The organism is Telluria sp. LT1R51-2 (genome assembly GCF_059685775.1).
The window spans coordinates 2,346,898-2,364,339 of record NZ_JCASIM010000001.1; the positions used below are offsets into that span (position 1 = coordinate 2,346,898).

The 17,442-nt window shown below is 63.5% G+C and carries 16 protein-coding genes; 8 read left to right on the plus strand and 8 right to left on the minus strand.

All coding sequences use genetic code 11. The features are described from left to right. The first annotated feature begins 26 nt into the window (after positions 1–26). Positions 27–1,244: a hypothetical protein gene (locus AC56LH_RS10220; protein WP_499645840.1), complete on the plus strand. Its 1,218-nt coding sequence runs from the start codon at positions 27–29 to the stop codon at positions 1,242–1,244. 499 nt (positions 1,245–1,743) lie between these two features. On the opposite strand, the gene AC56LH_RS10225 is transcribed toward AC56LH_RS10220, so the two are convergent. Together AC56LH_RS10225 and AC56LH_RS10230 are read right to left on the minus strand one after the other, a co-directional pair. Continuing rightward, complete coding sequence (locus AC56LH_RS10225; protein WP_499645841.1) at positions 1,744–3,456, minus strand: methyl-accepting chemotaxis protein; 1,713 nt, start codon at positions 3,454–3,456, stop codon at positions 1,744–1,746. 94 nt (positions 3,457–3,550) lie between these two features. Then, positions 3,551–4,504: a MerR family transcriptional regulator gene (locus AC56LH_RS10230; RefSeq protein ID WP_499645842.1), complete on the minus strand. Its 954-nt coding sequence runs from the start codon at positions 4,502–4,504 to the stop codon at positions 3,551–3,553. A 448-nt stretch (positions 4,505–4,952) separates the two neighbouring features. On the opposite strand from AC56LH_RS10230, the gene AC56LH_RS10235 reads away from it, so the two are divergent. Next, positions 4,953–5,324, plus strand: a complete 372-nt coding sequence (locus tag AC56LH_RS10235; protein ID WP_499645843.1) for a hypothetical protein — start codon at positions 4,953–4,955, stop codon at positions 5,322–5,324. 88 nt (positions 5,325–5,412) lie between these two features. Here AC56LH_RS10235 and AC56LH_RS10240 read toward each other — a convergent pair whose 3' ends face one another. Then, positions 5,413–7,245 (minus strand): DUF885 domain-containing protein, encoded by a 1,833-nt coding sequence (locus tag AC56LH_RS10240; RefSeq protein ID WP_499645844.1) that lies wholly within the window; start codon positions 7,243–7,245, stop codon positions 5,413–5,415. A 139-nt stretch (positions 7,246–7,384) separates the two neighbouring features. Continuing rightward, positions 7,385–7,732 carry a hypothetical protein gene (locus AC56LH_RS10245; RefSeq protein ID WP_499645845.1) on the minus strand — a complete coding sequence of 116 codons (348 nt, stop codon included), beginning with the start codon at positions 7,730–7,732 and terminating at the stop codon, positions 7,385–7,387. Between the two features lie 88 nt (positions 7,733–7,820). On the opposite strand from AC56LH_RS10245, the gene AC56LH_RS10250 reads away from it, so the two are divergent. Both AC56LH_RS10250 and AC56LH_RS10255 read left to right on the plus strand, forming a co-directional pair. Continuing rightward, complete coding sequence (locus tag AC56LH_RS10250; RefSeq protein WP_499645846.1) at positions 7,821–8,786, plus strand: arsenic resistance protein; 966 nt, start codon at positions 7,821–7,823, stop codon at positions 8,784–8,786. A gap of 115 nt (positions 8,787–8,901) precedes the next feature. Then, a complete protein-coding gene (locus AC56LH_RS10255) occupies positions 8,902–9,384 on the plus strand; it encodes a hypothetical protein (protein ID WP_499645847.1) in 483 nt (160 codons plus the stop codon). Between the two features lie 8 nt (positions 9,385–9,392). Here AC56LH_RS10255 and hemN read toward each other — a convergent pair whose 3' ends face one another. Beyond that, the gene (hemN, locus tag AC56LH_RS10260; protein WP_499645848.1) at positions 9,393–10,826 is read right to left on the minus strand and encodes an oxygen-independent coproporphyrinogen III oxidase; all 1,434 of its coding nucleotides are present in this window, start codon (positions 10,824–10,826) and stop codon (positions 9,393–9,395) included. A 79-nt stretch (positions 10,827–10,905) separates the two neighbouring features. Further along, positions 10,906–12,540, minus strand: coding sequence for a methyl-accepting chemotaxis protein (locus tag AC56LH_RS10265; protein ID WP_499645849.1), 1,635 nt, complete (start codon positions 12,538–12,540; stop codon positions 10,906–10,908). Between the two features lie 160 nt (positions 12,541–12,700). On the opposite strand from AC56LH_RS10265, the gene AC56LH_RS10270 reads away from it, so the two are divergent. The 4 genes from AC56LH_RS10270 (at position 12,701) to AC56LH_RS10285 (ending at position 15,843) form a co-directional block, all read left to right on the plus strand. Beyond that, positions 12,701–13,930: a metal-dependent hydrolase gene (locus tag AC56LH_RS10270; RefSeq protein WP_499645850.1), complete on the plus strand. Its 1,230-nt coding sequence runs from the start codon at positions 12,701–12,703 to the stop codon at positions 13,928–13,930. An 88-nt stretch (positions 13,931–14,018) separates the two neighbouring features. Then, a complete protein-coding gene (locus AC56LH_RS10275) occupies positions 14,019–14,414 on the plus strand; it encodes an MAPEG family protein (protein ID WP_499645851.1) in 396 nt (131 codons plus the stop codon). 93 nt (positions 14,415–14,507) lie between these two features. After that, entirely contained in the window at positions 14,508–15,341 is an 834-nt protein-coding gene (locus AC56LH_RS10280; RefSeq protein WP_499645852.1) for a universal stress protein, read from the plus strand. 40 nt (positions 15,342–15,381) lie between these two features. Beyond that, the gene (locus tag AC56LH_RS10285) at positions 15,382–15,843 is read left to right on the plus strand and encodes a hypothetical protein (RefSeq protein WP_499645853.1); all 462 of its coding nucleotides are present in this window, start codon (positions 15,382–15,384) and stop codon (positions 15,841–15,843) included. On the opposite strand, the gene AC56LH_RS10290 is transcribed toward AC56LH_RS10285, so the two are convergent. Together AC56LH_RS10290 and AC56LH_RS10295 are read right to left on the minus strand one after the other, a co-directional pair. Further along, the gene (locus AC56LH_RS10290; RefSeq protein WP_499645854.1) at positions 15,822–16,364 is read right to left on the minus strand and encodes a flavin reductase family protein; all 543 of its coding nucleotides are present in this window, start codon (positions 16,362–16,364) and stop codon (positions 15,822–15,824) included. The genes AC56LH_RS10285 and AC56LH_RS10290 overlap by 22 nt on opposite strands. A 1-nt stretch (position 16,365) precedes the next feature. Continuing rightward, positions 16,366–17,427 (minus strand): NAD(P)H-dependent flavin oxidoreductase, encoded by a 1,062-nt coding sequence (locus tag AC56LH_RS10295; protein ID WP_499645855.1) that lies wholly within the window; start codon positions 17,425–17,427, stop codon positions 16,366–16,368. Between the last annotated feature and the right edge of the window lie 15 nt (positions 17,428–17,442).

The following is a 17,442-nucleotide window of genomic DNA, read 5'->3' on the forward strand; positions in this document are numbered from 1 at the left end:
ACAATAACGTGGAGCTGGACTATTTCATGTTCAACCAATTTTCGTCTGCTTTTGTCCAGCGTCTTATCGGGCGCAAGCCAGCTGCATTGCTTGGCGAATTTTCCGGTACGACCGAGCGTACCTGGAGAAAGCGCTTGCAACAGGGTTGGAAGCCTACCGACGACCAGTCCAGAGACTTGGATAAGCGCCTGACCGCCGCGCTCACAGAACAGTTGATCAAGATCGGCGGCTGGTCCATTGATGAGGCTAGCGATATTATCGCTGGGCAACCCTCGTCAACTTCAGGCCACTTCCTGCCGACCGCCGACCTGATCTACCACTTCAGTCCCCTGTACGGAAAGTATTGCCAAGAGACGATGAGATTGGCATCGCACTTCGACCACGACTGTGAGCGGCTTGCTGACGCAGTGCAGCAACAGGACGTGAATCGAGCGCGTGCTGTCTTAACCGCGATGCTGGACTGGCTACAGACATTCTGCGTCGAAAAGTCTGACATGGAGGACGCTGAGGCTCTGCGTATAAAACTTGGCCTCAGCTGTGATGTTGCGACACTTTTGAAGGACGCTGAACCTTTACATGAGGCTTTGATTTTGCATGTGCTGTCGTGCTGGGACGTAGAATTCTGCGCTGGGTATTTCGATAGCACCATGCAAGCGTATCCACTGTTTCAGCTTGTAATGCCACGCTTCGCGCCCGATATCACTGTCGAACAGCGAACGCTGCGACTGTTGAGAAATGGACAGCCGCCTCGCAGAAACATCTTAGAGACAGCAAGCTCGCGTTTTATCGATTTTTTATCGGTACTGGTAGCGTGGCGCCGCTATCGGCGTCTGCCCCACGGTATCCCACGTGTAAAAGATTTTGCCGCATGGTGCAAAGAGAGCGAGACAAGGTTAGTCAGCTGGCGCGACGAAACAACGAGGTTAACCGCACGTCAGCTTGAGCAAATATGGACTACTGCGCTGACGCCCGACAGTCAAGGCATCTATCCGGCGATTCCGTCACCGATGCTCGTCTGCACCCACATATGGAGCCCACTGCTATTGCGCGGAGAGAACCATCGCCCAAGTGGCCTGATAGACTGTACTGCCGGTTATAAAATGTGGTGGGACCGAAATTATCACCGTTTAACAGGTCAAGGCCTGCAGTTCGGAATGCAGGCCTGGCCAGATTACTTGCTGAGTCAGCCTTTCGAAGGAGAATCCCCTGTTTCTATTTTTTCATCCCCGTCGTCCGGACGATGACCCTCTCCTCGTGACTGCCAGTAGGCATCGTTGTTCAGATTGCGCTGGTTACTATGGTTATCGAAATCCTGTTTGTTTTTCATGTTCTTGACTCCTTACTTCGATCCTGACTTGCCATAGTTTTTTACTGCAGCTTTTTGTAGGCGACCGACGTAACTGCCCTTGGCGACGCTGCCGTCCGACGATCGTGCAACGGTCGCCTGGACTCGGGAAGCGTCGCGAGGTGTGGTTGACGACGATGATTTCTGATGGTGTTTTGGTTCTGTCATGATGTCCTCATTGGTTCGGTTAGGTTACTGTGCTGGAATCAGCCAACACAGTGTGCCGGACGACGAACAAGCACTAGTTCCAGAATTCGGAAGATAAAGCCCTGCGTTGACGATAGCGTCCAATGGCACCTGGGTTTAAGCCGCATCCACGTGAGTCGGCAACAGTATCCGTCCGACTGGGATGCGTGTCGTGTCGAGCCTTTGCCCGAATCCCCAACCTGCGACATCAATCAGCCTGGCACCTCCATGTGCGCCCCGCTGAGGGTAAGAACAGGGTTTTTCAGGGTTGCCTTCCGGATTGCGCCAGCAGGCTTGCGTGCAACCGGGGCGGGCGAGCCACTTGCAACCGGCTGCACGTTGCCGCCTCGCGCTGTCTGCGCACCCGAGACCAGTTTGAAACTGTCGACCAGCTGGGTCAGTTTTCCTGCCTGGCTCTGCATGTTTTCGGCTGCGGCCGATGCTTGTTCGACCAGCGCCGCGTTTTGCTGCGTCACCTCGTCCATTTGCGTGATCGCATGGTTGACCTGTTCGATGCCTTCACTTTGCTCCTGGCTGGCCGAGGTGATGTCGCTCATGTAGCCGGCGACCTGCTGCACCTGTGTGACGATCTCATCCATCGTCTTGCCGGCATCGTCAACCAGCTTGCTGCCTGCCTCAACTTTCTCCACCGAGTCGCCGATCAGGGACTTGATCTCTTTGGCGGCGCCTGCAGAGCGCTGCGCAAGATTGCGCACCTCGGCGGCCACCACGGCGAAGCCGCGGCCCTGTTCACCGGCGCGCGCCGCCTCGACTGCGGCGTTCAGGGCCAGGATATTCGTCTGGAATGCGATGCCGTCGATGACGCCGATGATATCGACAATCCTGCGCGAGCTTTCCCTGATCGACCCCATTGTGCCGACCACCTGGCCGACCGCCTGGCCGCCTTTGATCGCTGTTTCGGACGCAGCCGCAACCAGTCGGTTCGCCTCGCGTGCACTGTCAGCGTTCTGTTTGACGGTGCTCGTCAGTTCTTCCATCGAGGAGGCGGTTTCCTCCAGCGAACTCGCCTGCGATTCAGTGCGCGCCGACAGGTTGGCATTGCCAGTTGCGATCTCCGCCGCGCCGATATTGACGACATCGGTGGCTTCCTTGATCTGGCCGACCAATAGCTTCACATTCGTTTGCAGCACGCGCAGGGTTTGCACCATCTGCCCAAACTCGTCGTCGCCATTGGCGTCGATCCTGGCGCTCAGGTCGCCAGCGCTCATCCGTTCGATATCCTGCTTGACGTTTCGCAGCGGCACGACAACCGCGCGGTACAGCAGGAATCCGGACACCAGACCCAGGACGATGCCGAGGACGGAAGCAGCGATCGACCATGCGTCGAATTGCGGGTTTCCAGAAGCCGAGAACAGCAGGTTTGCCATGAACAGCAGCGTCAGCAGACCGGATGACAGCATGATTTTCGACCTGATCGACAGGATCGCCAGCAAGTCGAAGCGCCGGAAGAACGAGCGGGCGACGATCGAGCCGCCATGCACCTCGAATTCGTTGCTGCCACTTTTGATCGCCCGATAGGCCTGCTCAGCGGCAGCAACCTGCTCCCGGCTCGGCTTGACCCGAACCGATGTGTAGCCGACCATTTTGCCATCTTCCAGCATGGGCGCGGCATTGGCCTCGACCCAATAATAATCGCCGTTCTTGCAGCGATTTTTCACCATCCCAGTCCATGCTTTCCCGGCCTTGATCGTGCTCCAGAAGTCCTTGAACGCTTCCGCTGGCATATCCGGGTGACGTACGATGTTTTGTGGCGAACCAATCAGCTCTTCTTCCGAGAAGCCGCTGATTTTGCAGAAATCATGATTGACGTACGTGATATTTCCGTTCAAGTCAGTTTTGGAAACAACCGTTTCCGTCTCCTTCAAGATGTATTCGGAATTGGTCACTGGCATATTGGTTCGCATGGCTGTCTCCCTGGATAGTGCGTTGTCATTCAATCGAGCTGCATTACATTGTCATTGGCGCGTTTTGGTCGCCGCTGCCATTCAATACTGCACATCAGCGTTCGGCATTCGACGGCAGCGGATTTGGTCGCTGCCTTGATCGCTGCGAATATTTTGCCCGACCATACTTACGCACTGCATCAATCACATCGTGCAAGGTCAGCAATAACCTGATACCTCTGGGCGAACGGTCCAATCCTGTCGCACCTGCCCCGCCTATCCAGATCTCCATGCTCTGCGGTACCACGCTGCGTAATTCTTTTAAATAAGGAAGAATTCGTCGCTTTGGAAATGCTGCGCTAAAGCATAGACAGACGATATCTGCGCGATAATCGGCGGCGGCAACCGGTATTTCTTGAACAGGCGTCTCGGGGCCCAGCGAAATGCAGCACGCACCATGTAGCGATGCTAAACCATTCACCATCAGAATGCCCAGCGTATGCAGCTCGCCGGAGGGCGTCGTAATCAACATGCGGGGGCGGCCGTCGGGTTTTGTTACCTGTGATATTGCCTCGCGAATTAAGCTCTGTATCATTTCTGAATACACATGCTCATCTCGAATGCCGATTTTTCCTTCTTCCCAGGCTGTTCCAACAGCGCCGTTCAGCGGACACATCACTTCCAGGACGAATTTTTCCAGGCCGAGGCGTCCGACTTCCTGCCTGAGTCGGGATTCCAGCGCGGTGCGGTCGCGCGATGCAAGCAGCGTCATCAACTCGTTCACTACCTGGGATTCTGTAGAAGGCCTTGAGCTCGCGATGCTCTGTTCGTGCAGCAGCGATTGCAACGCCTCCTCGCTCATAGGCACCAGCTGGGACGGACGCATGCCGTTGTCGATCAGACGCTTGATCAGCTTGAGGCGTGCCGTTTGGTGCGCCGCGTAGACCCGATGGCCGCTGGCATCCCGCTCCGGCACAGGAAAACCATAGCGTTCCTCCCACTTGCGTAACACTTCTTTGGAAATGCCACTTTCAAGAGAAATTGCTGCAATCGTGCAAACATCCGACATGGAAACCTCGGTTTTTATCTAAATGTCTTAGACAAAAGTATGATTTATTCCTTACCTCAACGCAACATGTATTTACATTTGCGAAATATCATTTCGAACAAATAACTTTTGAATCTAAATGGGTTGTTCAGTAATATCGCAATGGCTTTATTCATCGATATTTGAACTTCAGTAGACGAACATTCAGATTCGGAAGTTGGTGTTACCTTCCAGCGTCGAGAAAAAGTTTTCTGACCGATGTAGAACGCATGCGCAAGCGCTGGTTTCCCTTTTCGGCATCAGGACGGCGCCCCATGTCAACCGCTTTCCAGGCACAACAAGGTATCCACCGGATTGCAAATGGGTGCAGAGCCAGTTTAATGTGTCTAAATTGGCACGTTGCCAGCCTGGATTGCGCTAAACTTCAAATCAGCCGACGCAGTCGTCCACACTCAACACGAACCAATTCATGAAACATCTTGCTGTCGCCGCTGCCCTCATCCTGTGTTCAGCTCAAGCTGTTGCATGCCCCTTGTCCGATGCCATATCAACCCGTTACGGCATCTCGTTCTCAGGTTTTAAAACGCCGATTCCGGCAGCGACAGCACCGGACATGACAGATCTTGGATCATTCATCCGGGTTGCGGTCCGCGACAACAGCAAGGTGGCAGATGGCTTTCGCCACACGATCGTCATGAACACCAAAACAAAGAAGGCGTGGGTCCTTCGCACCGGCGGTTTCGCCAGCGTGTATGACTGGTTCGGCCCAGTGGATGCGCACCATGTCTCAATCCAGAATTGCAGGTCGGACCACATGCCAGCGGACCTGCACGCTGTATAAAAAACATCCCCGCGCAGGCCAGGCCCGCGCGGGGATGTCGTCATCACACCAGCGCTACAAACAACGCGCTAACGCACTGCGCCCGCCATCACGCCTTCTTCTGCCCCGCAATCCAGTTGTCCACCAGATTGCCGAGCACATCCAGCGGCACCGACCCGGCGCCCAGCACCAGGTCATGGAACGCCGGCAGCGAGAACTTGTCGCCCAGTTCGGTCTGCGCCTTCTGGCGCAATTCCAGGATGCGCAGCATGCCGATCATGTAGGCATTGGCCTGGCCCGGCCAGACGATGTAGCGCTCGGTCTCCTGCACGCCCATGCCGTAATCGATCGCCTGCTGGCGCGTCCAGTTCTTGGTGTGCAGGCCGGTGTCGGCCACCAGGCGGCGGGCGCGGAACAGTTCCGACCCCAGCGCGCCGAGCAGGCCGGGCACGTCGCCTTCATACCAGCCCTGCTCCACCGCCAGGCGCTCGGTGTAGAGCGCCCAGCCTTCCGAGTGCGCGCTGCCGCCGCTGAAGATGCGCTGGCTGCGGAATTTCGGCAGGTCCTTCATCTCTTGCTGGATCGCGAGCTGGAAGTGGTGGCCCGGTACGGCCTCATGGTACGACAGGCTGCGCATGCGGATCATCTGGAAGGTCGGGCCAACCAGCGGCACCCAGAAGATGCCGGGGCGCGTGCCATCCGGCGCTGGCATCGTGTAGTGGGCGGCGGCCGACGGCTCTGTCATCGGCGGCACGCGGCGCACGTCCACCGGCGCGCGTGGCTTGAGGTTGAACAGCGGCGCGCTACGACGCTCGGCGTCGCGCACCATTTCGTTGTAGCTGGCGATAATGCCCGGGCGCGGATCGCCCTCGCCTTTTGGCTGGAAGCGCGCGTCGAGCTGCTTCATGCGCGCTTCGATGCCGCCTTCGCTCAGGCCCAGCGACTTCAGATGCTTGTCCATCTCAGCTTCGATGCGCGCCACTTCGCGCAAGCCGATCGTGTGGATCTGGTCGGCAGTGAGCTTGGTGCTGGTGTAGTTTTCCAGCGCGCGCGCATACGCAGCGGCGCCGTTCGGCAGGCGCGAGATGCCGGCCACGTCGGTGGTCGCCGGATGGATCTCGGCCATGAAGGCCTGCACACGCGCATAGGCCGGGCGCACCTTCGTTTCGACGATGCTGGTGGCGCGCGCGATGGCTGCGCTGCGCGCTTCCGGCGTCAGGTCTTTCAGCTCGGCGCTGCGCTCGGTCAGCGACGTCACGAACACGTTTTCGGCCGCCGAGGGCTTCAGGAAGTGGTCGACCTGGAACTGCGCGCGCTCGAGGATGAAGCGCGGCGGAATCAGCTTCTTGGCCGCAGCGCCCCGTGCGCGCACCAGCGCCTCGTCCATGCGCATGCCCACCTGGTCCAGGCGCGCCAGGTAGCTGTCGACGTCCTGCTTGTTGCGCATCGGGTGCGTGTTGGTCATGAAGTTGACCAGGCCAACCTGCACGCCACTGAACTGCGAAAACACAAAGTTGTAGTCTTCGAACGGTTCGTTGGCGATCACGTTTTCCAGGGACCAGCGCATCACGGATGCCGAGATCTTCTGGGTTGCATCCAGCGGGCCATTCTTGAAGCCGTCGAGGCGCTTGAGGCCTTCGCGGGCCAGCGTCACGGCCTTCTGGCGATGCGCGGCCGTCAGCGGCGTCAGTTCGCGATCGAGGCGCGCCTGCTCGGCGCCGCTGAAGTACTGGGTCGAGGTTGCCGACTGCGGCGACAGGCGCACCCAGTCTTCGGCGAAGCGGTCGGCCCAGACGTTGAATGCGGCGTCCGGCTTGCTGGCACTGGCCTGAACGACAGGCGCCGGCGCGGCTGCTGCCGGCAAGGCCACCCCGGCAAGCATGGCGGGAACAAACAGGGCGGCGATGATGGCGCGCGTGCTGCGCTGGCGGGTCATTGGCATGGCGTGGGCTTCCTTGTGATTGTCTGTTGTCGGCGGTTGCTGCTTTTTGCCGTCAAGAATCTAACATGGAAGTAAACAAATCGACAACATGGGTGTTGTGGTGCGGCGTAAGTACTGCGCGACCGGCAACAGGCATCCGTCAATCGGTGTAGCCGCGCCCCGCCGTCAGCATCCGGTCCTTGAAGACGCTTTCGCCGCAGTAGCACAGCAGCGCGGCCGCGATGCAGGCCAGTACCTTCCAGCCCAGCAGCAGGCTGCCGATGGCCACGACGGCGGCGCCGATGGCCAGCCGGATCGCGAACGTGCGCCGGGTCATGCCGAACACGAGGCGGCTGCGCGGGCGCGCGTGCAGGAACACGACGAACAACAGCCAGTAGCCAATGGCATAGACAAAATACAGCAGCGCGCCGATACCGAGCGCGAAGCCGATACCGGGCACACGAAAGGCCAGCAGCCCGCCAAGGCCAAGGCCCAGCCAGTACAACATGAGGTTCCGGTACTGCACATGCTCTCCCGATCGATCGACAGCGGCATCTTACAATACGCGCACATTCATCCGACCAGGCGACACACCCATGCAGGCATTGCGCGACAAGCTGGAACACCGGCAGATCGCCATCTACTTCGGCGCTGTGACGCTGGCGCTCGTTGTGGCAGGCTTGGCGCCGGCAACGACCGGGCTGGCCGGCGTCGTCAATCCGGCCCTCGCCTTCATGCTGTTCGTGACCTTTCTGCAGGTGCCGCTGGGGCAACTGGGCCAAGCCTTCACGCACCTGCGCTTTCTGGCCGCGCTCCTGATCACCAACTTTCTCGTGATCCCCTTGCTGGTTGCATGCCTGCTGCCGCTGGCGCCGGTCGACCCATTGATCCGGCTTGGCGTCCTGCTCGTGCTGCTCGCGCCCTGCATCGACTACGTGGTCACGTTCTCGCACCTGGGCCGCGCCGATGCGCGCGCCCTGCTGGCGGCAACGCCCGTGCTGCTGGTGGCGCAGATGGCGCTGCTGCCGGTCTATTTGCGCATCCTGCTGGGCGATGATGCCGCCGCCCTGATCCAGCCGGCGCCGTTCATCGATGCCTTCGTCTGGCTGATCGCGGCGCCGCTGGTGCTGGCGGGCGCGGTGCAGTGGTGGGCTGCGCGCACGCGCACCGGCGCGCGGGCCGTCACGGTGCTTGGCCTGTTGCCGGTGCCGGCCACGGCGCTCGTGCTGTTTGTCGTGGTGGCGTCCGTGCTGCCGCAGCTGGGCCAGGCGCGCGCTGCTGCGCTGGCGGTCATCCCGGTCTACGTCGCCTTTGCGCTGTTGGCGCCGCTGGCCGGCTGGTTGGTGGCGCGGCTGTGCCGGCTGGCGGCGCCGGCCGGGCGCGCCGTCGCGTTCAGCGGCGCCACCCGCAATTCGCTCGTGGTCTTGCCACTGGCGCTGGCGGTGCCAGGCGCGCTGCCGCTGCTGCCGGCGATCATCGTGACGCAGACGCTGGTCGAACTGGTTGCCGAACTGGTCTATGTGCGCGCCGTCGCGCGCCTGGGTGCCGGCGACGACAACTGACACTTGGGCCAGCGCAGACCCTGGTGCGGCGTCTTGGCGTGACCTGCCCGACATCAAGGATGATCCATTGGCGCACCGCCATCATGTTTCCACATGGAAACCAATGGAGACTGCCGTGGAAACCCTTCTTGAAGCCGCACCAGCCGCGCCCCCGACGACGCCCAGCAAAGCGTGCACGCTCGACGCCAGCCTGCCGCTGTGGAATCCGCGCGCGGCGACGTATCTGGGCGTACTGCTCTCGCCTGCCTTCAGCGCCTACATCCATATGTGCAACTGGACGACGCTGGGCGAAGACGATCAGTCTCTGGAAGCGCGGGCCTGGTGCTGCATGCTGCTCGGTTACTTCGTCGCGTTCGGCGTGCTGGTCGGCATGAGCGACATCGTCGGGCGCAACCTGGCGCCGCCCGTCTCGGCGACGATCGGCCTGCTGGCGGGCTGGCATGTCTGGGGTGGCCGTGCCCAGGAACGCTATGTCGCGGTCATCACGGGCGGCGCCTACACGCGCCGCCCGTGGTATGGCGTCATCCTGGCGGCGCTGGGCGTGCTGGCGGTGCTGGTCGTGATGGTGGCAGTCGTGGTGCGCGTCGTGCGGGGCTGACGCCGTGCCTAGATCGTGCGCGAAAAGCGCGGCCCACCGGCTTGCTGGCCAAGGTAGCGATCGAACACCATGCACAGGTTGCGGATCAACAGGCGCCCCTTGGGCGTGACGCTGATCCAGGCGTCGTCCACCTGCACCAGACCATCGGCCTGCAGCGCGCGCAGCGCCGCCAGTTCGGCCGCGAAGTAGTCGCCGAACACGATCGGAAACGCCTGCTCGATGGCGGCGACCGACAACTCGAATTGGCACATCAGCTTCTGGATGATCGCACGGCGCAGCAGGTCATCCATGCCAAGACGGATGCCGCGCTGGAGCGGTAGCTCGCCGGCGTCGATCAGCGCATAGTAGTCGTCGAGCGTCTTGGCGTTCTGGCTGTAGGTCGCGCCCACGGCGCCGATGCTTGACACCCCGCACGCGACCAGATCGGCATCGGCATGGGTCGAATAACCCTGAAAGTTGCGGTGCAGCCGGCCCTGGCGCTGGGCCACGGCAAGGTCGTCGCCGGGTTTGGCGAAATGGTCCATCCCGATATACACGTAACCCGCCGCGCCCAGGCGTTCGATGCACAGCTGGAGCATGCCGAGCTTGGTGTCGGCGCCCGGCATGTCGGCCTCCAGAATGCGCCGCTGCGGCTTGAACAGGTGCGGCATGTGGGCATAGTGGTAGACCGAGATGCGGTCCGGGCTGGCCTGGATGACCTTGTCGAGCGTCTGCGCCATGCTGACCAGCGTCTGCTTCGGCAAGCCGTAGATCAGGTCGATGCTCACCGAACGGAAACCGGCGGCGCGCGCGGCATCGATGATGGCAACCGTCTCGGCTTCGGGCTGGACGCGGTTCACGGCGCGCTGCACGGCCGGATCGAAGTCCTGCACGCCCAGGCTGATGCGATTGAACCCCTGCTGGCGCAGGCTGTGCACCCGCTCGGGCGATACGGTGCGCGGATCGACTTCGATCCCGTACTCACCGAGCGCATCGGGCGCAAACCGGAAGCTGGCCTGCAGATGCGCCATCAGGTCGTCCATTTCGGCGTCGAGCAGAAAGGTCGGCGTGCCGCCACCAAAGTGCAGTTGCTCGACCTCGTTCATGCCGGCAAACAGCTGGCTTTGCATCGTGATTTCACGCTTGAGGTAATCGAGGTAGGTGGCGGCCCGTTCGTGTTTGCGCGTGACGATCTTGTTGCAGGCGCAGTAGTAGCAGATGCTGTCGCAGAACGGAATGTGCACGTACAGCGACAGCGGGCGTCCGCCGCGCTGGCGTCGGGCTGCCACGGCGGCCAGATAGTCGTCGGCGCCGAACCCGGCATCAAAGCGATCGGCAGTGGGATACGAGGTATAGCGCGGCCCGGACTTGCCCAGCCGGGCCAGCAACGCACCATCGAACTGGGCGGCGGGAAACACAATGGCGGAACGTGCAGCAGAGGAAAATTCGGCGTGACCGGGCATGATGAACAACTCCAGCAAAAAATAGCAATAAACTGCGGCAATGACCGCGTTGCAGGACGCAACGCGGCGCCAACAGCAATCAGCTTATTGACCCATGCCGGATGAATCCATGCGGTGCATCAAACGCGGCCAAACCCGCTGGCGCCGGCCTGGTTGTAGTGCGAAATTTGAAGACCGACAGCGCCAGCGACAAGCGCGCCGCCTCATCGGCCACATTGCCCGATGCGGCCGCCGATTCCTCGACCTGGGCCGCGTTGCGCCGCGTGATCGCGTCCAGTTCCACCATGGCGGCGTTCACGCCGTCGATTTCCAGCGCCTGCTCGCGGCTGGCGGCCGTGATCGCACTCATGATCGCGGTCGCATCGGCCACCTTGCCGACCACGTCGCGCATCGTCTGGCCGGCGGCGCCCACCAGTTGCCCGCCCTGGCCCACATGCGCCCGTGATGCCTCGATCAGTCCCGTGATTTCGCGCGCGGCGCCGGCCGTGCGCTGGGCCAGGCTGCGTACTTCACCGGCCACGACCGCAAAGCCCCGCCCCTGTTCGCCGGCGCGGGCCGCTTCCACGGCGGCGTTCAGCGCCAGCAGATTGGTCTGGAACGCGATGCCGTCGATCAGGCCGATGATGTCGCCGATCCGGCTCGACGACGCGCTGATTTCCTGCATCGTTGCACCCACCCGTTCGACCGCCTGACCACCGTGTCCGGCGACGGTGGCCGCAGCCAGCACCATGCCATCGGCGCGCACGGCGCTGTCCGTGTTGCGGCTCGCCGCCTCGGCAATCGTGCCCAGGCTGACTGACGTCTGCTCCAGGCTCGCGGCCTGCGCTTCGGTGCGGCTGGCCAGGTCGGCATTGCCGGCGGCGATCGCGCGGGTGGCGTGCTCGATCGAGCTGACGTTGTCACGGACGTCGCCGATGATTGCCGTCAGGTTGACGGTCAACTGGCGCAGCGCCAGTTGCAGGCGGCCCATCTCGCCGCTGCCGGCCGCTGATACCAGCGCCGGGTGCGACAGATCGCCGCCGGCCAGTGCATTGACGGTCGCGATCGCGTCGCCAAGTGGCCGCACGATGCTGCGTTGCAGCCCGTACCAGGCCGCAAGCGTCGCCAGCGCGCCAACGCCGGCGGCCGCGCGCCAGACGCCGTCCCCGGCCGCCAGCGCCAGCGCCGCCAGCAGCAGCGTCTGGCCGCCCATCAGCCAGCCAAGCCGCTGACCGAGCGGCGCATCGCGCAGCAGTCGCAGCAGACGATCGGGCGCCAAGCCGGTACGCACGACGCGCCCGCGCACGATGGCCAGTCCACGGGCTTCGTTGTCGGTGAACTTGCGGTACAGCGCGCTGGCCATTTCGACCTGTTCGCGCGTCGGCGCGGTGCGCACTGACATATAACCCGTGATCTGGCCGTGCTCGCGGATCGGCGCCACATTGGCCACCACCCAGTAAAAATCGCCGTTCTTGCAGCGGTTCTTGACCAGGCCGGTCCATGGCTCGCCACCCTGCAGCGTGCGCCACATGTCGGCAAAGGCCTCGGGCGGCATGGCCGGATGACGCACCAGATTGTGCGCTTTGCCCAGAAGTTCCGCTTCGGAAAAGCCGCTGACCTCGACAAAGCTCGGATTCACATACGTGATGCGGCCCTTGGTATCGGTCTTCGAGACAATCGACTGCCCCGGTTGCAACCGGTATTCGGTCGTGGTGACGGGCTGGTTGTGACGCACTGCGCTCTCCTTGAGTTTCCTTAATGCAATATTTAGATTGTACGGACGACTTTCCGAAAAAAATTTGATCTGGATCAAAAATGGGCCGGTCAATCCGCTGTAGTGCGTGCGTCATCGTCGGCGGGGGCCAGGGTGTTGCTTTTCAGGATAAACTTTGCAAATGGATAATCTGACCCACTCCCTCGTCGGCCTGGCCCTCGGCGAACTCGTCGACCGCGCCCTGCCTGCCCACCCCGACCCGCAGCGCGGGCGCACCCGTCGCCGCGTCCTGCTGGCCACCGGCGCGCTGGCCAGCAACTTCCCCGACCTGGATCTGGTGCTCACGCCGCTGCTGGCCCCGCCGCTGGGCTATCTGCTGCACCACCGCGGGCACACGCACACGCTGCTGTTCGCGCTGCCGCAGATCGCGCTGCTGCTGGGACTGATGTGGCTGCTGTGGCCGGGCGCGCGGCGGCTTATGCAGGGCGACCGGACGGCGCGCAACGCGATCCTTGCCACTGCCGCGCTCGGCATGGTGCTGCACCTGTCGTTCGATTTTTTGAACGTGTACGGCGTGCACCCGTTCTATCCGCTCGATGGGCGCTGGCTGTATGGCGACATCGTATTCATCGTCGAACCCGTGTTCTGGACCGCCCTGGGCGTGGCGCTGGCGCTGCGGGTGCCGGGGCGCGTGCTGCGCCTGCTGCTCACTGGCGTGATGCTGGCCGCGCCGGTGGTGTTTTTCGCGATGGGCTTCCTGCAGTGGGGCTCGCTGCTTGGGCTGATGCTGCTGGCCGGCGTGGTCGCGCTGGCGTCGCGCAAGGCTGGCGCCGCCGGCCTCGTCACGGCTGTCGTCGCCTGCCTCGGTTTCATTGCCGTCCAGGGTGTGGCCGGGCACCTTGCGCGCGAACAGATCCGCAGCACACTGGCCCAAGTGGAACCGGGTAGCCGCGTGCTCGACATGCCGCTGTCGGCCTTCCCCTCCAACCCGCTGTGCTGGTCGTTTGCGACCGTGACCGAGAATGGCGGCGCCGGCAGTTACGCAATCCGTCTTGGCGTGCTGAGCCTGGCACCGGGCGTCACCGGGGTGGAAGCCTGCCCGGTACGCTTTGGCGGCATGCCGGGTAGCGCACCTGCCGATTTCGCCTGGAAGTATCGTGAAGGCGGCAGCCTGGCCGGCTTGCGCGGCCTGCAGCGCGACAATTGCCAGTTCGACGCCTGGCTGCGCTTTGCGCGCGTGCCATCGCTGATCGACGGCAAGGCCACCGACATCCGCTTTTCTGCGCCCGGCGAAGACAATTTCTCGACGCTGCCGTACAAGGCAATGGCCAGCCAGCCATGTCCGGCGCCCGTGCCCCGGTGGGGACGGCCGCGGGGCGACCTGCTGGGCGAAGGACACGCTCGCCCCTGACCTTCCAGCGGGCCGGTCAGCAGTGCGCGCCTGAACATGGGAAAGGCGCGACACTGCTCCCGTCTACCCACATAACAAGGAAACAACAATGACGACCGAACTGACCCTGCTGGCCTGGACCCTCGTGCTGGCGCTGGTCCAGATCATGCTGACGGCCAACCTGCGCACCGCCGAGACCGGCATCCAGTACAACGCCAGCGCCCGCGACGGCGAAGCCCCGCCACCACGGCCCGTCACGGCGCGCCTGCAGCGTGCGCAGGCCAATCTGTTCGAGACGCTGCCGCTGTTCATTGGCGCGGTCCTGATCGCGCACGTGTCGGGCAGCGAAGGCGACCTCACGCTGTGGGGCTGCTGGATGTATCTGATCGCGCGCATCGTCTATATCCCGCTGTATGCGGCCGGGATTCCGTACGTGCGCTCGCTCGTGTGGCTTGTGTCACTGGCTGGCCTGATCATGGTGCTGGCCGCTGTGCTGACTGCTTGACCTGCATCAAACGCGCGTCTGACATGGACGCGCGCCGGGCGTATGCTTTTCGTGTCGTGCACCGTTGCACGCCCCATACGAACGGAGTCAACCATGTTCAAGACCATCCTGGTGCAGATCGACGGCGGTGCGGGCCAGGCCAGCCGGTTGCGCGCGGCGGCAGCGCTGGCCGAGATGCACGGCGCCCACCTCGTCGGCGCCGGCGCCACCGGCATCTCGCTGGCCAACTATGCGGTGCTCAATGGCGGCATGGCCGTGCCACTGTCCGACCGCGCCTTTGACGCGCTGCGCGACGACGTCCGCATCCGGCTTGACGCCTTTATCGAGCAGGCGCAGCGCCTTGGCATCGCCGGCGCCGAAGCGCGCCTGTTCGAGGGCAGCACGCACGACGGCCTGCTGCTGCAGTCGCGCTATGCCGACCTGATCGTCGTCAGCCAGCCAGATCCCAACGACCGTTTCGGCGCCGAACACGGTCTGCCACAGACCCTGGCACTGGGCGGTACACGTCCCGTGCTGGTGGTGCCCACCGCCTACGACGGCGCGCCAATCGCCGGCACCGTGCTGGTTGGCTGGGATGGCTCGATGCCGGCCCAGCGCGCCATCTGCGCCGCCCTGCCCCTGCTCGCACGCGCCGGCAGCGTCACGCTCGGGCTGGTCAACCCCGAACGCCAGTCCGGGCTGCACGGCGACGAACCGGGTGCGGATATGGCGCTGTACCTGGCGCGTCACGGCGTGAAGGTCAATGTCGTCGTCGCCCACACCCGTGCACGGGAGAGCGACGCGCTGATCGACATGGCGCGCGAGGTCCACGCAGGCCTGATGGTGACAGGCGCCTTTGGCCACAGCCGCTACCGCGAGTGGTTCCTGGGCGGCGTCACGCGCGACCTGCTCGGCAGCGCGCCGGTGCCGCTGCTGATTGCGCACTGAGCGCTTACTGAGCGCTTACTGAGCTCACACTGATCACACCATGGCCTTTCGCCATTTTCAAGGCCCTGGAGCGGGCGCCATCGGCGCCGCCTTGCGCAATGCGCGGCGCCGCCTGTGCGCGCGCCTGGCGGGCGCGCTCGATCCGTCCGGCATGCCGGACGCCAGCTTCGTGCGCGAATTTCCCACGCTGGTGGCCCTCGTCGAAGCCGGATTCCGGCATGAAGAAACGATGATGGAATTGCTCGGCTATCACCGCCTGCACGATCATCTGGCCGACAACGCCGTCATCCTGGCAGCGCTGCACCGTGCCTTGCCGCTGGTTGAAGATGGCGACATCACACTTGGCCGGCGGCTCGTCGCGGCGCTGCTCGACCTGCTGTCGCTGCATCGCCTCTGCACCGACCTTGCGCTGGCAACGATCCCCAGCCTGCCCGCGGGCCGCCAGAGCAGTCACCTCGCGGGGGCGTTGAAGCGCCGCGACTACTTCAAGCCGTCGCGCTGACGCCGGATCACCTTGCCTGCCACCATGAACGTACCGTCGCCCTTGTAATGCAGCGTTTCCGGATGCCGCGGCCGCGCCGCTGCGCGGGCCGCCACCACTTCCCAGATGAAAAAGTCGTAGCGCTCGACCAGGCTGTCGTCATGCAGCCGGCACTCGAACTGCGCGTGGCATTCACGGATCGACGGCGCCGCCACCAGCTCGCTGGCCTCCGGCGTCAGCCCGAACGCGGTGAACTTGTCGGTATCGACGCCCGATGTCGAGCCCACGCCCAGCACCGCCTCGAGCTGGCTGCTGGTCGGCAGGTTGATCACGCATTCGCCGCTGGCGCGGATCAGGCCGTGGCTGTGGTTGGCGGACGAGATCACGCAACCGATCAGGGAAGGACTGAATTCCATCACCGTGTGCCAGCCCATCACCATCACGTCGCGCTCGCCCGCGTGGGCCGAGGTGACCAGCACCACCGGTCCCGGCTCCAGGAAACGGCGCACCTCGTGCAGCGGCAAGTCGGGCTTGCGCGCCATCTTAGGCTTCGTGCGCAGCGCGCATTTCTTCGGCCAGCAGCGCCACGAGCTGCGCCGCCGGCATCGGCCGCGCCAGCGCGTACGCCTGCCCGGCCCAGTTGACCGAATAGTCGTCCAGCCCCTTGCTACTGGCGGCGGCATGCAGTGCCTTGGCGGCGTCGTAGGCGATCGGATAATCGGGCACTGGCGGATGCCCCGGCGTGTCGATCTCTTTGACAAAGTGGTTGATGATGCCGCGCGCCGGCCGCCCGGAAATCGTCGCGGTGACGGCCGTACCGAGATCCGGTTGCGTCAACAGCGCGCGGTAATGCGTTGACGTCTGCGCTTCCGGGCAGGCCAGGAAGGCTGTTCCCATCTGCACGCCACGCGCGCCCAGGCGCAGGCTGGCGGCGATCCCCTGCCCGTCCATGATGCCACCGGCCGCCACCACCGGGATCCGCACGGCCTTGGCCAGCAGGCGCACCAGCGCGAACGTGCCGAGCGCGGGGTCGGGCACGGCCGGATCAAAGATACCCCGATGCCCGCCCGCCTCGTAGCCTTGTGCGACGACGATGTCGATGCCGGCTGCCTCGATGGCGCGCGCTTCGGCCGGGTTGGTGGCGGTGGCCATCAGCACGCAGCCGGCGCCGTGCAGCGCGTCGATCTGCTGCGCGGTCGGCAGGCCGAAATGAAAGCTGACCACGGCCGGGCGCGTGCGCACCAGCACCTCGAGCATGTCGGGATCATCCAGGAAGCTGCGGTAGATTTCGCGCAGCGCCGTCGGCGGGGCCTGGCCCGTGCGCGCGAAGTGCGGCGCCAGGTGCTCGAGCCAGCGCGCCTCGCGCGCCGCATCGGGCTGCGCCGGCGCGTGCGTGAAGAAGTTGACGTTGAACGGGCCGCCCGTCAATCCCTGCAGCGCCGTGATCGCGCTTTCCGCCTGCGCTGGTGTGACGTGCCCAAGTGCGAGCGACCCGAGACCGCCGGCCTCGGTCACGGCCGCCGCGAGTTGCGGCGTGCCGAAGACCGCCATCGGCGCCTGGATGATCGGATGGCGGATGCCGAGCAGCGTCGTCAAGGTGTTCACAAGCACTCCATGGGT